The 19,542-nt window shown below is 67.7% G+C and carries 17 protein-coding genes; 4 read left to right on the top strand and 13 right to left on the bottom strand.

What is annotated here, in order from left to right:
* Window positions 1-250: 250 nt before the first annotated feature.
* The 3 genes from OH799_RS10980 (at window position 251) to OH799_RS10990 (ending at window position 3,215) form a co-directional block, all read left to right on the top strand.
* A complete protein-coding gene (locus tag OH799_RS10980; protein WP_406278811.1) occupies window positions 251-1,330 on the top strand; it encodes a methyltransferase in 1,080 nt (359 codons plus the stop codon).
* Between the two features lie 193 nt (window positions 1,331-1,523).
* Window positions 1,524-2,651: an FAD-dependent monooxygenase gene (locus tag OH799_RS10985; RefSeq protein WP_406278814.1), complete on the top strand. Its 1,128-nt coding sequence runs from the start codon at window positions 1,524-1,526 to the stop codon at window positions 2,649-2,651.
* 381 nt (window positions 2,652-3,032) lie between these two features.
* Window positions 3,033-3,215 carry a hypothetical protein gene (locus OH799_RS10990; protein WP_406278817.1) on the top strand — a complete coding sequence of 61 codons (183 nt, stop codon included), beginning with the start codon at window positions 3,033-3,035 and terminating at the stop codon, window positions 3,213-3,215.
* 98 nt (window positions 3,216-3,313) lie between these two features.
* Here the strand turns inward: OH799_RS10990 and OH799_RS10995 are convergent, their stop codons facing one another.
* From OH799_RS10995 to OH799_RS11005, 3 genes are all read right to left on the bottom strand, one after another.
* Complete coding sequence (locus OH799_RS10995) at window positions 3,314-4,318, bottom strand: esterase/lipase family protein (protein ID WP_406278820.1); 1,005 nt, start codon at window positions 4,316-4,318, stop codon at window positions 3,314-3,316.
* 60 nt (window positions 4,319-4,378) lie between these two features.
* Window positions 4,379-5,014, bottom strand: a complete 636-nt coding sequence (locus OH799_RS11000) for a PadR family transcriptional regulator (protein ID WP_406281991.1) — start codon at window positions 5,012-5,014, stop codon at window positions 4,379-4,381.
* Between the two features lie 99 nt (window positions 5,015-5,113).
* Window positions 5,114-5,695, bottom strand: coding sequence for a TetR/AcrR family transcriptional regulator (locus tag OH799_RS11005; RefSeq protein WP_406278823.1), 582 nt, complete (start codon window positions 5,693-5,695; stop codon window positions 5,114-5,116).
* Window positions 5,696-5,764: 69 nt separating this feature from the next.
* On the opposite strand from OH799_RS11005, the gene OH799_RS11010 reads away from it, so the two are divergent.
* The gene (locus tag OH799_RS11010; protein WP_406278826.1) at window positions 5,765-6,610 is read left to right on the top strand and encodes an NAD(P)H-binding protein; all 846 of its coding nucleotides are present in this window, start codon (window positions 5,765-5,767) and stop codon (window positions 6,608-6,610) included.
* A 36-nt stretch (window positions 6,611-6,646) separates the two neighbouring features.
* Here OH799_RS11010 and OH799_RS11015 read toward each other — a convergent pair whose 3' ends face one another.
* The 10 genes from OH799_RS11015 to OH799_RS11060 form a co-directional block, all read right to left on the bottom strand.
* Window positions 6,647-8,917, bottom strand: a complete 2,271-nt coding sequence (locus OH799_RS11015) for a primosomal protein N' (protein ID WP_406281994.1) — start codon at window positions 8,915-8,917, stop codon at window positions 6,647-6,649.
* 102 nt (window positions 8,918-9,019) lie between these two features.
* On the bottom strand, window positions 9,020-10,234 hold the full coding sequence (gene metK / locus OH799_RS11020) for a methionine adenosyltransferase (protein ID WP_357261363.1): 1,215 nt from the start codon (window positions 10,232-10,234) through the stop codon (window positions 9,020-9,022).
* A 229-nt stretch (window positions 10,235-10,463) separates the two neighbouring features.
* Window positions 10,464-11,687, bottom strand: a complete 1,224-nt coding sequence (gene coaBC, locus OH799_RS11025; protein WP_406278830.1) for a bifunctional phosphopantothenoylcysteine decarboxylase/phosphopantothenate--cysteine ligase CoaBC — start codon at window positions 11,685-11,687, stop codon at window positions 10,464-10,466.
* A gap of 42 nt (window positions 11,688-11,729) precedes the next feature.
* Entirely contained in the window at window positions 11,730-12,011 is a 282-nt protein-coding gene (gene rpoZ / locus OH799_RS11030; RefSeq protein WP_357261357.1) for a DNA-directed RNA polymerase subunit omega, read from the bottom strand.
* 103 nt (window positions 12,012-12,114) lie between these two features.
* Window positions 12,115-12,699: a guanylate kinase gene (gene gmk / locus OH799_RS11035; RefSeq protein ID WP_357261354.1), complete on the bottom strand. Its 585-nt coding sequence runs from the start codon at window positions 12,697-12,699 to the stop codon at window positions 12,115-12,117.
* Window positions 12,700-12,706: 7 nt separating this feature from the next.
* Entirely contained in the window at window positions 12,707-13,027 is a 321-nt protein-coding gene (mihF, locus tag OH799_RS11040; protein WP_357261351.1) for an integration host factor, actinobacterial type, read from the bottom strand.
* A gap of 563 nt (window positions 13,028-13,590) precedes the next feature.
* The gene (gene pyrF / locus OH799_RS11045; RefSeq protein WP_406278837.1) at window positions 13,591-14,415 is read right to left on the bottom strand and encodes an orotidine-5'-phosphate decarboxylase; all 825 of its coding nucleotides are present in this window, start codon (window positions 14,413-14,415) and stop codon (window positions 13,591-13,593) included.
* A gap of 28 nt (window positions 14,416-14,443) precedes the next feature.
* Window positions 14,444-17,803 carry a carbamoyl-phosphate synthase large subunit gene (carB, locus tag OH799_RS11050; protein WP_406278840.1) on the bottom strand — a complete coding sequence of 1,120 codons (3,360 nt, stop codon included), beginning with the start codon at window positions 17,801-17,803 and terminating at the stop codon, window positions 14,444-14,446.
* A complete protein-coding gene (gene carA, locus OH799_RS11055; protein ID WP_406278843.1) occupies window positions 17,803-18,915 on the bottom strand; it encodes a glutamine-hydrolyzing carbamoyl-phosphate synthase small subunit in 1,113 nt (370 codons plus the stop codon). The genes carB and carA overlap by 1 nt, the downstream gene beginning before the upstream one ends.
* A complete protein-coding gene (locus OH799_RS11060) occupies window positions 18,912-19,433 on the bottom strand; it encodes a transporter (RefSeq protein WP_406278846.1) in 522 nt (173 codons plus the stop codon). Before OH799_RS11060 ends, carA begins: the two co-directional genes overlap by 4 nt.
* Between the last annotated feature and the right edge of the window lie 109 nt (window positions 19,434-19,542).

Here is a 19,542-nt window from a genome sequence, read left to right on the forward strand (position 1 = left end):
GGGCGGGGTGTCGAGCCCCCCGCCCGGCCGCCCGAAACGACCTGGTCAGCGACCCTCAGAGCAGCCTTTCCCGCAGTTCCTCGCACTCACGCGGTCCTCGGCGCAAAGCCCGCGTCCTCGTTTCACCTCGGTCCGTGACAGCTCGGTCGGCACCGTGCCCGCACCGCCAGAGCACGGCGTCCGGGTGGATAGGGCCGGCATGGCGCGCCTTCAACCTGCCGAAATCGGCTGAGTACCGCACAATACCCCGATGGCTGCAAGCAAGAACAAGGTTCCACCGCTGCCCGTGATCCGGATCGTCGAACGGATTCGCGCCGCGTTCACGGCGCTGAACCGGAGGCTCACACCCCCGCCTCTCGCCCTGTTCGAGATGATTGCCGCCGCCTCTACCGCACAGGCCGTCTGTGCCGCTGCTCAGCTCGGCATTGCCGACGCGTTGGCCGCCGGCCCACGCGGTCTCGCGGATCTGGCGGCCGACATCGACGCCGATCCCGACTACCTGCGGCGGCTGCTTCGCTGGCTGATCAGCCAGGACATCTTCACTCAGCACCCCGACGGAACCTACGGTCTGACACCGCTCGCCGAACCCCTACGCGCGGACGCGCCGGTGTCCATGCGCAACTTCGCGCTGTTCATCGGGTCTCCCCAGCATCGGCAGTACTGGTCATACCTGAGTGATGCGGTGCGTACCGGTACCGCGGTCATTCCCGAGGGCATGGACGGTCTTCCGTTCTTCGATTACGTCCGCAAAGACCGGGAATTCGGTGCCGTCTTCGACGGCGCCATGACCAGTATTTCGGAGTTGATGCTGGAACCGATGCTGGCCGCCGGTCACTTCCACCGATTCGGAACGATCGTCGACGTCGGCGGTGGGCGGGGCAGGATGCTCGCCGAGATTCTCGCCCGAGCACCCGAAACCCGCGGTGTCCTGTTCGATCTGCCCGAAATCGTCGCCGAGGTGCGGGCACCAGACCGGTGCACCGTCGTTGCCGGCTCCTTTTTCGATACAGTTCCCGAGGGCGGTGACGCCTATGTTCTCAAACACATCGTGCACGACTGGGGCGACAATGAGGTGGAGAAGATCCTGCGCACCGTGCACCGCGCCATGACCGGGTCGGCACGACTGTTGTTACTGGAAATAGTTCTCCCCGAAGGAAATCGGCCGCATCGGGGTAATTTCCTCGATCTGGAGATGATGGTCAGCGCCGGTGGTCGCGAGCGCACCGAACGAGAATTCCGCCAGCTCCTCGCCGCCGCGGGATTCGAGTTGGTCCGCATAACCCCCACCGCTACACCCGACAGCATCCTGGAAGCGCGCAGGGCTGAGTGACCAGGTCCTCGCGACGCATGTTGTGTTCTCCCCAGCACGAGCGGGGTGGCTGCGTGGTCGCGCTCAGCTGCCGCCGCCGGGGGCAGCGGGCCACCCCGCCAGTAGCGGCTTCCAAGGTAGTGGATGGTCCGGTGACACCGGGCGAGCCCACTTTCAACCCGGCCCTTTCCCATCGACAACATTTGGAGCTGCTGTGAGTTCGTCGTCTTCCCCTCGTCGTGTCCTGGTGGTCGGCGCCGGCGTTGGCGGACTTACCCTCGCGATCGCGCTCGCGCGCCGCGGCGTCACCGTCGAAGTCGTCGATATCAATCCGGGCCGCAACGTCGCCGGCTGGGGTCTCAGCCTCACTGGACCGAGTCTGCGAGCTCTCGATGTGCTCGCACTCGCCGACGAATGCATCGCCGCCGGATACGGAATCACGGCAATCAGCAACTGCGGCTCGAACGGTGAGGTGCGCAATGTCATCCCTTTGCCGCCGCTGCTCGGTCCGAAGCGCCCCAGCCAGATCGGGCTCGGCCGGCCTGCGCTGTACGACATCCTGTGCGAGGCTGCGCTGGCCGCCGGAGTCGTGATCAGCTACGGCCGCACGATCGACGGGCTGCACGACAACGGGGAAATTGTCCGGGCTACCGTCAGCGACGGCAGTGAGCGCTTCGCCGATGTCGTCGTCGGTGCCGACGGGGTCCATTCCCGGGTGCGGTCGTTGCTCGGCATTCCCGACAGTTCGCGCTACATCGGGCAGATGGTCTGGCGGGCTCTCGTACCTCGCCCGGGCTGGGCGACATCACTGCACACCTTTGCAGGCACTGGAAACAACGCTGGGCTCGTCCCGATCGCCGACGACCGAGCGTACGTGTTCCTCACCGAGAACCAGGCGGAACCCTCTCCGGTCCCGGAGGACACCCTGTCCGACGGCATGCGGCGGCTATTGGCTCCGTTCGGCGGGCGAGTTGCCGAAGTCCGTGACCTCATCACCGATTCGGCGTTGGTCGTGCGGCGGCCTGTGCAGGTGGTCATGGTCGAGGGCCCATGGCATCGCGGCCGCACCGTGATCATCGGTGATGCCGCGCATGCGCCCTCACCACAATTGGTCAGCGGCGCCGCTCTCGCCATCGAGGACGGCGTTCTACTCGCCGAGGAATTGGCCGCAGCGGCCGACGTCGAGAAGGCACTGGCCGCTTTCACACAGCGGCGGCTGGAGCGATGCCGACTGGTAGTCGAGTCCTCGGTCCGAATCGCCGACCTCGGTCGCACCGGCCGGCACGCGGAAGCAGACGACGTGCAGCAGCGATGCCACCGCTCGATGGCTGCGCCGGCGTGACCGACATCCGACCTCGTGTTCGACCCACACCTATGTTCGAGGAAATGGTGCTCTGATCTGAGGTGATTCCGCTTCGTCGGGGTATGGGCCATGATGAGCGATGAGCCGAATCAGGCGCGTCGGTACGGGGCGAGATAGCCGCGGTGACGCGGTGCGCCAGCGCACGCAGGTGGTCGATGAGTTCGGTCGATTAGCCTGGATCGTCGAACGATTCAAGGACTGGACCGACTCCACCAACGTGCCGAGGACGCCGTCGACCGCGACGCGATGCTGACCAACGTGATGATCTACTGGCTCAACGGCACCGCCGGCTCATCGGCGCGCTAGCGCTACTACTACGAAGGCGCCGCCACCTGGGGCAGGACCGACCCCGACACCAACGTGCCGGTCGCCGTAGCAGTCCTACCCCACGACATCGGCGTCCCTGTCCGCCGCATCGCCGAACAGAACCACAACATCGTGCGCTGGACCGAATTCGAACGCGGCGGCCACTTCGCCGCCATGGAAGAACCCGACCTCCTCATCGACGACTTGCGCGCCGCGTTCCGCGACTACCGCAAATAGTCCACTGTGCCCACGGTCCGCAATCGCGAGCGTTGTCGCCGGGAGGATCCCTTGCCGCAGTCGACTGCTGCGAATCGTTGAGCCGCGAGTCGACCCGCTCAGGAATGCCCGGCGATGATCACTTCGGGGATGCCGGTGCCGAGCGGGACCGGCTTACACACCGGGGCCGGGCTGCCCGGATCCAGGGTGGCGAGCAACAACTCCTGCACGAACGGGTCGTACACCATATGGAAATGTCCGGTCAGGTCGGAGGGGCACAGATCCTGCAGCACGAGGTTCCGCGCGCCGGGGCCACGCAGCGCGATGTTGCTGAACGGCTGGATCATCTCGTCGACCCGACTGCCGATGGTCACGTACCGGACACCAGGCACCGTGTCACCGCCCGCGTTGAGGTCGGTCATGATCGGCGATCCCTGGACCTGCTGCACCGCCGCGAGCGAGGTCACCTGCGCGAATGCCTGCAGTGCACCGGGGATTGCCTGGGCGATCGGCACCAGTCCATACATCACACCGCCGTAGCTGGGCGAAGCGAGACCCACCCACTGGTCGACCTTGGGCGCACCGCCGAGTTTGTTGACGAAGTAGCGGGTCACAGTGGCGCCCTGCGAGAAGCCGACCAGATCGACCTTGCTCGCGCCGGTCGCCGCGAGCACCTGATCGACGAACGCGCCGACCTGGTAGGCGCTGAGAACCAGGTCCTCCGTGCCGTAACTCTCCGCGCCGGGCTTTCCACCGTAGTTCATGGCGAATACGCAGAATCCTGCCGCGGTCAGCTGCGGCGCGATGCCCGACCAGTCGGAATAGGCCGAGGAATCGGTCCCGTGCGCGAGCACCACGGGCCGGGGATGGGCGGCGGTCGGCACGCAACTGAAGTCGTTGGTGCCCACCGGAACCGCATCCGGATGGTTCTTCATGTACACCGCGGCAGCCAGGTGGTCCTGCTGTGGCGGAGCGGAATGCATCGGCACCTCGGGCGGGCGGACGAACGAGTCGGCCGACGCCGCGCCGGAGCCGAGCGCGGCGGCTCCGGCGATCGCGCAGGCCAGTACGGCGCTACACAAATGTGAATAACCCCAACTCCACGAACCCCTCGGCTGTCCCATGTCATAATGATCTACCCGATCGGCTCCAAATGCGCGCTGTTATGGGGTGTTTCACGTCCCCTACTTCTCCGGGGTCTCGTCCTCGGCGAGGATGCGGTAGAGGGACTTGCGGGTCTCGGTGAGCAGTTCGGCCGCACGCGCGGCCTGTTCCGGGGTCCCCGCCGCTGCGACCTGCGCGACCGCGCCCATCAGCTGCCCGACAAGTCCGCGCAGGTCGATCGCTTGCGCCCCGACGTCCTGCTTGACGTCTGCCCACGGATCGCCCAGCTCGTTACGGTGGGCTGTGACGTACTCGGTGCCCGTTTCGGTCAGCTTCGCGGTCTTGCGCCCCGAGACTTTCTCGATAAGGACGAGACCTTCGTCCTCCAGCTGTGCCAGCGCGGGGTAGATGGACCCCGGGCTCGGCCGCCAGATGTCGTCGCTGCGCTCGCGGATCTGCTGGATGAGTTCGTATCCATGCATCGGCCTCTCGGTGAGCAGCAGCAGCACGGCGGCGCGCACGTCGCCGCGCCTGCCCCGGCCGCCGCGACCTCGGCCGCGCCCGAAGTGCGGCCCGAAACCGGGGCCGAACCCAGGCCCGAACTCGGGCCCGAACCCGTGCCGGCCACCGCGGCGGAACCGCCGGCCCAGCTCGTCGTGGCCCGGCAGCGGCCTGCGGCCACGCCGCCCGAATTCTCGATGTTCTTCGCGTTCCATGTCAGCCTCCCAAGGCTCTCGCGTTTTCATGTTATCGACGATATATCGTCAATGCATCGAAGACAAGGGCCGAGGTGGACCTCGCGAGTGAGTCGGACCTCAGTCAGCCAGCGAGTCGATCCAGCGCTCCAGCCGAGACCCCTCGGCAACCATGAGCTCGGGTTCATGGAAGGCATTGGTGAGCAACGAGATTCCCTGATAAGAAGCGATCAACGCCACCGCGAGCTCGCCGGCATCACTGCGACCCATGGCCGCGAATTGCTGCTCCACCCAGTCGATCAGCGCACGCATGCCGGTTGCCACCTCGCGGTCGAGCCCGTCGGTGCGCTTGCCCAGCTCCGCAGCCAAGGTCCCAGTGGGACAACCGAACTGCGCTGCAACGTCCCGCTGATCAACCCAGCCGCGCACCAACGCCTTGAGTCGGTCTTCCGGCGTGTCCTGCCGTTCCAGCACAGTGATCAGATCCCGCAGATTCCGCGTGTGTGCGCTGAGCGCCGCCTGCACCAGCTGATCCTTCGTCTTGAAGTAGTAGTACACATTGCCCACCGGAACCTCGGCGGACCGGGCGATGTCGGCGATCGTGGTCTTCTCGACGCCCTGTTCGTGAAACACCCGAGCCGCCGCGGCAGCCAACCGCTCCCGCTTACCCGCCTGCGATGTCGCACCGACTGAGTTAGTCACACAACTGATTATAGACAAACCAACGACCGGCGGCTAGATTTTCAGTCAGTCAACTAACTAGGAGTCATCGTGATCGTAGTGACCGGAGCAACCGGCAATGTCGGACGCACCCTCGTGCAGACCCTCGCCGAAGCTGGCGAACAGGTGATCGCAGTGTCGCGCGGGAGCCAGGACATCGCGCTGCCCGACGGCGTGCGCCACCAGCGAGCCGATCTGACCGAACTGGACACGCTCTCCCCCGCCTTCGCGGGCGCCAAGGCACTGTTCCTGCACGACACCGGCACGAGCGCACACCTGATGAATCCGCGGGCAGTCCTCGAGCTCGCCGCAGCCGGCGGAGTCGAACGGATCGTGCAGCTGTCGTCGCAAGGAGTCGTCACCCGGCCACAGTCGGCCTCACACGGAAACCTGGGACAGTCCTTCGAGGAGGCCGTCCGGGAGTCGGGTATGGAATGGACGATCCTCCGACCCGGAGGGTTCGCGTCCAACGCGTTCGCCTGGGTCGAATCGGTTCGTGCCCATCGGGCGGTCGCCGCACCGTTCGGCGACATCGGTCTGCCGATCATCGATCCGTCGGACATTGCCGAGGTTGCCGCCGCGGTCCTGTCCGAGGTCGGTCATTCCGGACACAGCTACGAGTTGACCGGTCCTACCCTCAGCACGCCGCGGCAGCGGGCCGCTGCGATCGGTGCCACACTCGGCGAGCCGATCGAGTTCATCGAGCAAACCCGCGCCGAGGCGCGCGCACAGATGCTGCGGTTCATGCCCGAGTCTGTCGTCGAGACGACCCTGACGATCCTGGGCGCACCCACCGCCGCAGAGCAGCGGATCAGCCCCGATGTCGAAAAGGTGCTCGGCCGCGCACCCCGCACATTCGAGGACTGGGCGCAGCGAAACATCGCCGCGTTCCGATAGTCCACGGATCCGTTCGCATTGCCCATCGCCGGTCGTTCAACCGATATCGACGGGATCTATCTGGACCCGCAGGGGTGCGTCCGAGCGGTGGGTGCTGCGGACGGCTTGGGCGGCGGTGAGGGCGCGGGCCAGCGCGGCGCCGGAGCCGCGGTGGACACGCAGCAGGATGCGTTCGACCTCGGCGAGGGAATCGCCGGTGAAAGGTTTGCGGGCGGTGACCGGAAGCGGGACCGGACCGAGCATGTCCACGCCCTCTGGAAGGGTTGCGGTGGAAAGTAGTTCGGCGATCGCATCGGCGGCGCCGTCGATCGCGGCCATCCGGACGGCTGGTGGGAAACCGACCTCGGCGCGGGCTCCGACCTCGGCGCGGGCGTGGCCGACGGGATCCCAGCGAACCAGGGCCTGCACGGTGGGTATCGAAGGCTCGGCCATCACGATGACCTGACCCTGCGCACGGACCAGGGTGGCGGCCGACATCCAACGGCGCAGCGCGTCCTCCGCGGCCCGCAGGTCGGCGCGGCTGAGGAGTGCCCACCCGTCGAGCAACAGCGCGACGCCATAGCCGCCAGGGACGACGGGTTCGGCGCCCACCGTCGCGACCACGACCTGTGGTCCCGGCTCCACAGTGTCGAGCATCGCACCGCCGCCCGAGCCGCGGATCGGCACGCCGGGAAACGCGCGCCCCAGTTCCTCCGCAGTGCGGGACGCGCCGATCACTACGGCGCGCAGCGCGCGTGACCCACAGGTGGTGCAGCGGAACGCAGCCTCGGTGATACCGCACCAACGGCAACTGGGGCTCTGCGCGGTCGCGCTGGATTCGGCCGACGATCCGCGTTGTCCGCGTGTCTCCGGCAGCGCAAGGGGGCCGTTGCAGTGCCTGCATCGGGCCGGGGTGCGGCATTTCGCGCAGGCCAGCGCGGGTACGTAGCCGCGCCGCGGCACCTGCACCAGCACCGCTGCCCCCTCCTTCAACGCGGAGCGGGCGGCCGCGAACGCGACACCGGGAATCCGGACGGCCCGAGCCGCCGGATCGCGTTCGAGCGCGATGTCGCTGTCGCCGGGCGCGCTGATCCTGGGCGAGGCCTCGCGCACGACGGCACGGTCGGCGATCAGATCGTGCGCCCACCCGGAATCGACCACCGCCTGGATCTCGGCGGTCCGCGCGAATCCGGCCGCTACAAACGCCGCGCCGCTCTCGTGTGCCCGCAGCATCGCGACCTCGCGCGCGTGCGGATATGGTGCGCGCGGTTCGGCGTAGGTGTCGTCGCCGTCGTCCCAGAGCGCTATCAGCCCGAGGTTCGCGGCCGGTACGAACACCGTGCTGCGCGTGCCGACCACCACACGTGCCGACCCACGCAGCACCGCGAGCCAGCGCCGGTACCTGGCCGCGGGCCCCAGACCGGCGGCCAGTCCGACCGCCGAACCTCCCACCAGCCGAACGCATTCGGCCAGCACGCGGTCGAGGTCGCGCTGGTCGGGCACCATGAGGATCGCGCTGCGCCCCTGCCCGGCAACCACGGCGGCGAGCTCCGCGAGTCGACGCGGCCAGTCCTCACCGGGCAGCGCCTGCCAGGCCGCGCGCGCCCCCCTCCCCTGCCCGAGTGCGGCCAGAAAGGCGGCGCCGTGGACGTACCGCTTCCACGGCGCGAGGTCGATGCCCGAAAATGCCTGTGTCCTGGCCGAATCGCGGGGACCGACCGATTCCATGGTCGACGCACCGGCCTCGGATACACCGATGCCGTCAGCAGCGAGCGGGCGCGACGGTCCGTCGATTGCCGTGCCGACGGTTTGCGGCACACCAGCATCGTTCGCCCTGACAGGTCGGTCACCCGGTGGCTCCGTGACATCGCCGAATTTCGGCGCCGACGCGCCTTCGGCTTCGATAGACGACTCGCCATCGGCCTCGTTGGGCTCCGTCGATCCAACGAACGAAACTGACGAAACACCGCGTTTCGCAGCAGAGTCGGGCGGCGTCTTCGCTCCTCCGGATTCCGTTCGGGCGTGCCGCGGCGGAATGGCCAGGCGGAGCACATCGGCGCGGGTACCGGCGTAACGCGCGGCGACCGCGGTGGCGAGGGTCAGGACTTCCGGCGTCAGGACGCGCTCCCCGGACACGACACGCTCGAGCTCGACCAGCTTGCCGCTGTGGTCGCTGTGCGGGAGCCGAGCGAGTAGGTAGCCGTCCACGAGGCGCCCCGCGAAACGGACGCGCACCCGTACCCCAGGCTGGGCGATCTCGTCCAGCTCAGGGGGAACCAGGTAGTCGAAGTCGCGGTCGAGGTGCGCCGGTGACAGCAGCGGGAGCACCCGGGCGATCGGGTGCGCCACAGCTGCGGGGCCCGCGGGCGGGCGGTCCCCCGGGGTGGCGGGGGCGTCCGCCGCGGGTTCGTTCACTCGGACCCGGTCGGGTTACAGGCCGACGGCCGCGCGCAGCTTGTCGGCGCGATCGGTGTGCTCCCATGGAAGGTCGACGTCGGTACGGCCGAAGTGGCCGTATGCGGCGGTCGGCGCGTAGATGGGGCGCAGGAGGTCGAGGTCGCGGATGATCGCGCCGGGGCGCAGGTCGAACACCTCGGTGATCGCCGTCGAGATGCGCAGCGGATCGACCTTCTCGGTGCCGAAGGTCTCCACGAACAGACCCACCGGTGCTGCCTTGCCGATCGCGTATGCCACCTGGACCTCCACGCGCTCGGCCAGTTCGGCCGCGACGACGTTCTTCGCGACCCAGCGCATGGCATACGCGGCGGAGCGGTCCACCTTCGACGGGTCCTTGCCGGAGAACGCGCCGCCACCGTGACGTGCCATGCCGCCGTAGGTGTCCACGATGATCTTGCGGCCGGTCAGGCCCGCGTCGCCCATAGGGCCGCCGAGGACGAACTTGCCGGTCGGGTTGACCAGCAGGCGGATGTCGGAGGTGTCCAGGGGTGTGGGCAGTTCCAGGTCGGCCAGCACCGCGTCGACGACCTTCTCGCGGATGTCGGGTGCGAGCAGATTGTCCAGGTCGATGTCGGCGGCGTGCTGGGTGGAGATGACGACCGTGTCGAGGCGGATCGGGCGGTCGCCGTCGTATTCGATGGTGACCTGGGTCTTGCCGTCGGGACGCAGGTATGGCAGCACGCCGGACTTGCGGACCTCGGTGAGCCTGCGCGACAGCCGGTGCGCCAGTGCGATCGGCAGCGGCATCAGCTCGGGGGTGTCGATGGTGGCAAAGCCGAACATCAGGCCTTGGTCGCCCGCACCCTGCCGCTCGATCTCGTCGTCGGAGCCGCCGACACGCGCTTCATGCGAGGTATCGACGCCCTGCGCGATATCCGGCGATTGCGCGCCGATCGCGATATTCACACCGCAAGAATTGCCGTCGAAACCCTTTGCGGACGAGTCGTATCCGATTTCCAGCACTTTTTCCCGGACAATTCGCGGGATATCCGCGTAAGCCGACGTGGTGACCTCACCCGCGACATGTACTTGACCGGTCGTCACGAGCGTTTCCACCGCGACCCGGCTGCGCGGGTCTTCCGCCAGCAACGCGTCGAGGATGGAATCACTGATGGCATCACAGATTTTGTCCGGATGACCTTCGGTCACGGACTCACTGGTAAAAAGCCGGCTGCCGGACGTGCGCACAGTTCTTCCCTCTCCCTCAACGGGTTGCTCGTATCGGCTTGCGACAGTAACGCGATGTCGCTACCGCGCAACCCTTACATTTCAGACTATTCCAAATCACCGACACGGCGGGCCCGTTGCCACGCCATAGCCCAGGCTGAAAACACAGTGTCTCCACCACGATGACGACACTACGGGGCCGCGAAGAACCAACCGATCAGCTGGCGATCATGGCAGGCACCCAGGTGGCTCAGCGCAACAACGCACTCAGCGCGTCGAGCACCCGGCTCGCAAGCAACGCCTTCGAGCCGTGATCGAGCGCCTGCTCGGTGCCGTCCGCGCCGAGCAGCCACCCGTCGTTGGTGTCCACCTCGAACGCCTTGCCCTCGCCGACCGCGTTGACCACCAGCAGGTCGCACCCCTTGCGGGCGAGCTTTGCCCGCGCGTGGGTGAGGACATCGCCCTGCTCGTCACCGGTCTCGGCGGCGAAGCCGACGATCGCCGTACCGGGTAACCGCCCGTCGCGCCGCGCCTGCACCAGCCCGGCGAGGATGTCGTCGGTCTTGGTCAGCTTGATGACGTCGGGCTCGCCCGACCCCTTCTTGATCTTGGCGGCGGCCACGTTGGTCGGCCGGAAGTCGGCCACCGCGGCGGCCATGATCACCGCGTCGGCACCGACCGCGTGCTTGTCGACGGCGATCTTCAGCTGCTCGGCCGTGGTGATGTGCACCAAGTCGACAGCGGCGGGAGCGGCCATCTCGATCGTGTTGCCCGCGATCAGTGTCACCTGGGCGCCACGCTGGGCCGCCACTCGGGCGAGCGCGTAGCCCTGCTTACCGGAGCTGCGATTGCCGAGGAAACGCACCGGATCCAGCGGTTCCCTGGTACCACCTGCCGTGATGACAACCCTGCGGCGTTCCAAATCGCGCGGGATCGCGTCGGCGCGCTCCCTGAGCAGCAACGCGAGGCCGAAGATCTCCTCGGGCTCGGGCAGCCGTCCCGGACCGGTGTCGGCGCCGGTGAGCCTGCCCGCCGCGGGCTCCATGACGATCGCACCGTGGGCACGCAGCGCCGCGACATTGGCGGCGGTGGCTGGATGCTCCCACATCTCGGTGTGCATCGCGGGCGCGAACAGGATCGGACATCGGGCCGTCAGCAATGTGGCGGTCAGCAGGTCGTCGGCGCGGCCGGACGCGGCGCGCGCCATGAGGTCGGCGGTCGCCGGTGCGATGACCACGAGGTCCGCCTCCTGGCCCAGCCGAACATGCGGAACCTCGGGCACGTCCGCGAACACGCCGGTGTGCACGGGGTTCCCGGACAGCGCCTCGAAGGTCGCCTTGCCGACGAACTGTAGCGCCGACTCGGTGGGGATCACCCGAACCTGATGTCCGGTCTCGGTGAACCGCCGGACCAGTGCGCATGCCTTGTACGCGGCGATCCCTCCGCCGACGCCGACGACGATCCGTGTGGTCACTACGCCTCCGGCCTAGTTGTGGTTACCGCGAACCCGGTTCGCTCACTCGCCTTCGGAGTGCTCGAGCAAGTCGGAGTGGATTTCCCGCATCGCTACCGACAGCGGCTTCTCCTGCAGTCCCGGCTCGACCAGCGGGCCGACATACTCGAGGATGCCGTCGCCGAGCTGGTTGTAGTAGTCGTTGATCTGGCGGGCCCGCTTGGCCGCGTAGATGACCAGGGCGTACTTGGACGAGGTGCGCTCCAGCAGCTCGTCGATCGGCGGGTTGGTGAGGCCGACCGGCGTGTCGTAGGCGGGCGCGGTCTTGATGTCCGTACTGCTCACTAGGGAGGCTCCTGCTGTTTCGGATGTCGCACGAGCGGGGGGCCCTGCGTGGTTACGCAAGCTGCCTACTCCGGGCCCTGATCGCTCATGCGCAAGGTGGGGGTCACGAACTCGAATTCGTGCTAACGAACAACGATACCAACTGCTCACAGGCGCTGGTCACCTCGTCGTTCACGATGACGATGTCGAACTCGTCACAGGCCGCCAATTCAGTCCTGGCGGTCTCCAGCCGACGCTCGATCACCTCGGGGGATTCGGTGCCGCGCGACCGCAGCCGGGCCACCAGCTCGTCCCAGCTCGGTGGGGCGAGGAACACCAGAATCGCCTCGGGGATTGCCCGGCGCACCGACCGCGCGCCCTCGAGATCCACCTCGACCAGTACCGGAAGGCCCTCCGCCAAGGCGGAGCGCACCGGACCAGCCGGGGTGCCCGAACGCTGCAGCCCGCCATGAATGTCCGCCCACTCGAGCAGTTCGCCCGCCGCGATCATCGCGTCGAACTCCGCCCGGGTCACGAACCGGTAGTCGAGGCCGTCGACCTCCCCGGGCCTGGGAGCCCGGGTCGTTGCCGACACGCTGAAGACCAGGTGGGGCAGTCGCTCGCGGACACAACGGACCACAGTGGACTTGCCCACGGCCGAGGGGCCGACCAGTACAACCAGCCGACCCTTCTGCGTGTGTTCGACCACCCTTATGTCAGGCGTCGAAGTCGAACCGGGCCAGCAGCGCCTTACGCTGCCGATCTCCCAGTCCGCGCAGCCGCCGGGTGGAAGCGATCTCCAGCTCGCTCATGATTTCCGCCGCCTTGACCTTGCCCACCTTGGGCAGGGCCTCCAGCAGCGCCGACACCTTCATCTTGCCGAGGATCTCATCGGTCTCGGCGTCGGTGAGGACCTGCTTCAGGTTGGTGCCGCCACGCTTCAAGCGCTCCTTGAGCTCCGCCCGAGCGCGGCGAGCGGCAGCCGCCTTCTCCAAAGCAGCGGCGCGCTGCTCGTCAGTCAGCTGGGGAAGGGCCACGGTTCCTCCGTCTCATCGTTCATTGCATCAACTCCTGCCGGTAACCCGTGCAGTCTCAGCGACCGTACCCACGACGTCCGCCGATTGCGAACCCACCCCCCAGGTCAGCGCATGATTCCGGATGACGTAGACGCGTGTACGGCACCCCGCGCACCCGGCCTCTGTCGCCGCCCGGATCCGGCCGCCGAACCCACGAAATACCCCGCAAGCAGGGCTTTTTCGACAAACCGACTGGTTTGCTGGAGGGTTGCGGCGGCGCGGCGCGGCGCGCCAGCAACCGGTCACGCGCCCTACCAGGAACTTTCTCGAAATTTTCCGCGTGTCGCGACTTCTCACCGCGTGTCGGGCGTCACACTGTGCGATTCGCCCCGCGATTCGGTGCATTCGGTGCCGTACACGCGACGCTGCGTCGTCATGGGGCGATCGGCGTCCGGGCGGGGGCACTCCGGCCCCAAATGGGCGCAGAATGGCATACAGCCCACGGCATGGCACATGCGTGGGTGCGTCCACATCGCGATTACCGGGCACCACCGAGGGCCACGCCTACGCGCCGGCCCCCGACGTCACTTCTGCAGGAACGCGAACGCGTCCTGGACCGCGCAGAATCTGGCACGCAGTGCCGGGACGGTCGGTCCGTCGCGCAGAACCTCCCGCGAGACGTTCGGGACCACAGCCCGCAGCATCGGCGCGGGGACCAGGTCACGAATGGTTTCTGGACCCCCGCCCTGGGCACCGACGCCCGGCATGAGGATCGGGCCGTTGAGCACGGAAAGGTCCGGTGCCTCGGTCAGCGTGGCGCCGACTACCACCCCCACCGATCCGAACTCGGCACCCGCGTTACGGACCGCGGCCTGGTCGACCATCGTCTGAGCGATGGTGCGGCCTTCCGCCGTGACCGCACGCTGCACCTGCGCCCCTTCTGGATTCGAGGTTGCCGCGAGTACGAAGACACCACGGTGATTGTTCTCGGCGAGCGTCAAAGCCGGTGCCACCGAACCGAATCCGAGATACGGCGAGACTGTCACGGCGTCCGACCCGAGCGGACCGTCGCCCAGCCAGGTGCGCGCGTAGGCGTCCATGGTGGAGCCGATGTCGCCGCGCTTGGCGTCGGCGAGCACCAGGGTCCCCGAGGCGCGCAGCACATCGATGGTGCGCTCGAGCACGGCGATTCCGCCGGAACCGTAGGCCTCGAAGAACGCGACCTGCGGCTTGATCAGCGCGGCCAGGCCGTCGAAGGCCTCGACGCAGATCTCGGCGAACCGTTCGAGCCCCTCCACGTCCTCGGTCAGCCCCCAGGACCGCAGCAGTTCCGGATGCGGGTCGATGCCGACGCACACCGGGCCTAAATGCCGCATCGCGTGCCGCAACCGGCTGCCGAAGCTCTTCATCCCGTCTGCTCCGTCCTGCGTCGGCGACTCACCCACGCAGCACCGAGTGCAGTTCTTGCAGCGAGCGCACCCCGATACCGCCGTTGATGCCAGCCTCGATGCCCTGCACCGCGGCCGCCGCGCCCTGCACTGTGGTGATGCACGGAATGTTCACCCCAACGGCCGCGGTACGGATCTCGTAGCCGTCCACGCGCGGCCCCGAGTTGCCATAGGGGGTGTTGAACACCATGTCGATCTCACCGTCACGGATCTGTTCCACGATCGTCGGCTCGTCCGCGGGTCCTTCCTCGGAGTGCTTGCGCACTCGCTGGCACGGAATGCCGTTGCGGCGCAACATCTCCGCCGTTCCCTCGGTGGCGAGGATGCGGAAGCCGAGGTCGTGGAGGCGCTTCACCGGGAAGACCATCGCGCGCTTGTCCCGGTTGGCGATCGAGACGAACACGGTGCCCTCGGTCGGCAGCGAGCCGTAGGCGGCGGTCTGGCTCTTGGCGAAGGCGGTGCCGAAGTCCGCGTCGATGCCCATCACCTCGCCGGTGGACTTCATCTCCGGGGACAGCAGCGAATCAACGCCGGAGCCGTCGGCGCGAGGGAACCGATGGAACGGCAGCACCGCCTCCTTCACCGCCACCGGGGCGTCCAGCGCGACGTGTCCGCCATCGCCCTCGCTCGGCAGCATCCCCTCTTTGCGCAACTCGGCGATGGTGGACCCGAGCATGATCCGCGCGGCGGCCTTGGCAAGCGGCACCGCGGTGGCTTTGGACACGAACGGAACGGTCCGGCTGGCACGCGGATTGGCCTCCAACACGTAGAGCACGTCGTCCTTGAGCGCGTACTGCACGTTGAGCAGGCCCTTGACACCGATGCCCTTGGCCAGCGCGACCGTGGAGCGACGTACCGCCTCGATATCGCTGCGGCCCAAGGTGATCGGCGGCAGCGCGCAGGCGGAGTCGCCGGAGTGGATGCCCGCCTCCTCGATGTGCTCCATCACACCGCCGAGATAGACCTCCTGGCCGTCGCACAACGCGTCGACGTCGATCTCGATCGCGTCCTCGAGGAACCGGTCGACCAGCACCGGATGCTCCGGGCTGACCTCGGTGGCGCGCGAGATGTAGCCCTCCAAAGACTCCTCGTCGTAGACGATCTCCATGCCGCGTCCGCCGAGCACGTAGGACGGGCGAACCAGCACCGGGTAGCCGATCTTCGCGGCGATCTTCTCAGCCTGCGCGAAGGTGGTCGCCGTGCCGTACTTGGGCGCGGGCAACCCGGCCGCGACGAGCACCTCGCCGAACTCGCCGCGGTCCTCGGCCAAGTCGATGGCGGCCGCGCTGGTGCCGACCACCGGAACGCCCGCCTCGGTCAACCGGTGCGCCAGACCCAGCGGAGTCTGCCCGCCGAGCTGCACGATGACGCCCGCGACCCGGCCGGACTCGGTCTCGGCGTGGTAGACCTCGAGCACGTCCTCGAAAGTCAGCGGCTCGAAATAGAGGCGGTCGGCGGTGTCGTAGTCGGTGGAGACGGTCTCCGGGTTGCAGTTGACCATCACGGTCTCGTACCCGGCCTGTGACAGCGTCTGCGCCGCGTGCACGCACGAGTAGTCGAACTCGATGCCCTGGCCGATCCGATTCGGGCCGGAGCCGAGGATGATCACCTTGTCACGGTCGCGCTGCGGCGCGACCTCGGACTCCGCCGCGGGATCGAGCTCGTAGGCCGAATAGTGATATGGGGTCTTGGCCTCGAACTCGGCGGCGCAAGTGTCGACGGTCTTGAAGACCGGGCGCACGCCGAGCCGGTGCCGCAGCGCACGCACACCGGTCTCCCCGGCCAGCTCGGGCCGCAGCGCGGCCAGCTGACGGTCGGACAGGCCGTAGTGCTTGGCTCGCCGCAGCAGCGGCTCGTCCAACACCGGTGCGTCGATGACCTCCTGGCGCAGCTCGACCAGGCCGGCCACTTCCGCCACGAACCAGGGGTCGATGCCCGAGGCGGCGGCCACGTCCTCGATGCTCGCGCCGAGGCGCAGCGCCCGCTCGACCTGGTAGATACGGCCCTCGGTCGGAGTGCGCAGATCCGCCAGGATGGCCTCGACGGCCGAAACAACCGCTTGTGGGTCGCCGCCTTCGGACGGAGCCCACCTTCCATCCTCTTGCGTCCAGAAGCCCGCGGCCTTGGTTTCCAGCGAGCGCAGCACTTTACCCAGTGCCTCGGAGAAGTTGCGACCGAGCGACATCGCCTCACCGACCGATTTCATGGTGGTGGTGAGGGTGGGGTCCGCGCCGGGGAACTTCTCGAACGCGAACCGCGGCGCTTTGACGACCACGTAGTCCAGGGTCGGCTCGAAGCAGGCCGGGGTTTCCTTGGTGATGTCGTTGACGATCTCGTCGAGTGTGTAGCCGATGGCCAGCTTGGCGGCGATCTTGGCGATCGGGAAGCCGGTCGCCTTGGACGCCAGCGCGGACGAACGCGAGACGCGCGGATTCATCTCGATGACGATCAGACGGCCGTCGCGCGGGTCCACCGCGAACTGGATATTGCAGCCGCCGGTGTCGACGCCGACCTCGCGCAGGATGGCGATGCCGAGGTCGCGCAGCTTCTGGTACTCGCGATCGGTGAGCGTCATGGCCGGTGCGACGGTGACCGAGTCACCGGTGTGCACGCCCATCGGGTCCACGTTCTCGATCGAACAGACCACCACGACGTTGTCGCGGCCGTCACGCATCAGCTCGAGCTCGTATTCCTTCCAACCGAGGATGGACTCCTCGATGAGTACGTTCGCCGTCGGCGATGCGGCGAGGCCGCCGCCCGCGATGCGGTCGAGGTCCTCGTCGTTGTATGCCATGCCGGAGCCGAGGCCGCCCATGGTGAACGACGGGCGCACCACGACGGGAAAGCCGAGCTCGGCGACCGTCTCGCGGACCTCGTCCATCGTGAAGCAGACCCGAGAGCGTGCGCTCTCGCCGCCGACCTTGGCGACGATGTCCTTGAACTTCTGCCGGTCCTCACCGCGCTGGATGGCCTCGAAGTCGGCGCCGATCAGCTCGACGCCGTACTTCGCGAGCACGCCGCGCTCGTGCAGCGCGACCGCGGTGTTCAGCGCGGTCTGCCCGCCGAGGGTGGCGAGAAGAGCATCAATCGGAGCTCCTTTAGCCTTCTCTCTTTCCAGGACCTTCTCGACGAACTCCGGCGTGATCGGCTCCACGTAGGTGGAATCGGCGAACTCCGGGTCGGTCATGATAGTCGCCGGATTGGAGTTCACCAGCGACACGCGCAGGCCTTCGGCCCGCAGCACCCGGCACGCCTGGGTGCCGGAGTAGTCGAATTCGCACGCCTGGCCGATGACGATCGGGCCAGAGCCGATCACCAGGATGTGCTCGAGATCCTCGCGACGAGGCATCAGGCTCCTTCCATGAGACCGGCGAAACGGTCGAACAGATATGCGGCGTCGTGGGGCCCGGCGGCGGCCTCCGGGTGGTACTGCACGGAGAACGCGCGGCCGTCGACCAGCCGGACGCCTTCGACCGTGCCGTCGTTGGCGCAGACGTGGCTCACCTCGGCCGTGCCGAACGGGGTGTCGAACCGCTCGCCCTGCTCGCCCTCCAGCGCGAACCCGTGGTTCTGCGCGGTGATCGAGATCCGGCCGGTCTCGTGCTCGACCACCGGGATGTTGATGCCGCGGTGGCCGAACTTCATCTTGTAGGTGCTTCGGCCGAGCGCGCGGCCGAGGATCTGGTTGCCGAAGCAGATGCCGAACAGTGGAATTCCCCGCTCCAGCACGCCGCGGGTCAGCGCGACCGCGCCGTCGGCGGTGGCCGGATCGCCAGGGCCGTTGGAGAGGAATATGCCGTCGGGCTCCAGCTCGAGAAGCTGATCCAGCGGCGTGTTCGACGACACCACATGCACCCGCATACCGCGCTGGGCGAACATGCGCGGGGTATTGGTCTTGATGCCGAGGTCGACCGCGACAACCGTGCGGCGGTGCTCGCCATCCGGCTCGATGGTGTACAGCGCGTCGGTGCTCACCTCGCCCGCCAGATCGGCACCCAGCATCGAGGGCTGGCCGTTGACCCTGGCCAGCAGCTCGTCGGCGGCGGCGAGCGCGTCCCCGGAGAAGATGCCCGCCTTCATCGAGCCGCGGCTGCGCAGGTGGCGCACAAGCGCACGGGTGTCGATGCCCGCGATGCCGACGACATGCTGACGCTCCAGCTCGTCCGGGAGGGTGGTGGTGGCCCGCCAGTTGGAGGCGCGCCGCGCCGGATCGCGCACCGCGTATCCGGCCACCCAGATCTTCGAAGACTCGTCGTCCTCGTCGTTCCAGCCGGTGTTGCCGATCTGCGGCGCGGCGGCCACCACGATCTGGCGGTGATAGGACGGGTCGGTCAAAGTTTCCTGATACCCGGTCATCGCGGTGCAGAACACCGCCTCACCGAGCGTCTGGCCCACGGCGCCGTAGGCTCGGCCGCGGAACACCCGGCCGTCCTCCAGCACGAGCGCTGCTTCACCTGTCATCCCTCGTCATCTCCCGTCATCGTCCTGGTCTGATCCGCCGTCGAATGCTGCGTCCAAGCTGGGTAGACCGACTTGTCGTCGCCTCGGAAACCGGTATCGATCTCGGTCCCAGTGGGCAGCTTCCAGCGAATGACCAGCACACCATCTTGCGTCATCACCTTGCCCGCGTGGCCGCGTTCGGTGCGCACGGCCGTGATGGACTCCTGCGGAATCCACAGCACCATCGCGCCGTCGCGTTCGAGCAGGATCCCTCGCTCGAACCGCGTAAGTTCCGCTATGGCCCGGAAACCCAAGTCGCCCACCGTGATCCGGTCCTGCCAGCTGGGCGCGACAGTGCTGCCGAGATAGAGTCCGGTGGTCGGCTCCAGCACCTGAGCGCCCAGTTCAGCGGGTACGGCGGGAAGTTCACCGATGCGCGCCGCCTGACGAGCCGCCCGGTTCTGCCAGCCCCGATACATCAGCCAGAGGCAGACGAGGAACAGTGCCAGCAGGCCGACCACCCACAGCGTTCTTTCCACTCACGGACCTCCTGTGCTCGATCTGCAGCGCTCCCGGTGCCCTACGCGGTCACGCTCCACTACCACCTCCGCGGCCTCGCTCGCGCCGCGGTGTCCTGCGAGATATCCG

It is taken from the genome of Nocardia sp. NBC_00881 (assembly GCF_045207455.1).
In the GTDB taxonomy this organism is placed as follows: Bacteria; Actinomycetota; Actinomycetes; order Mycobacteriales; family Mycobacteriaceae; genus Nocardia.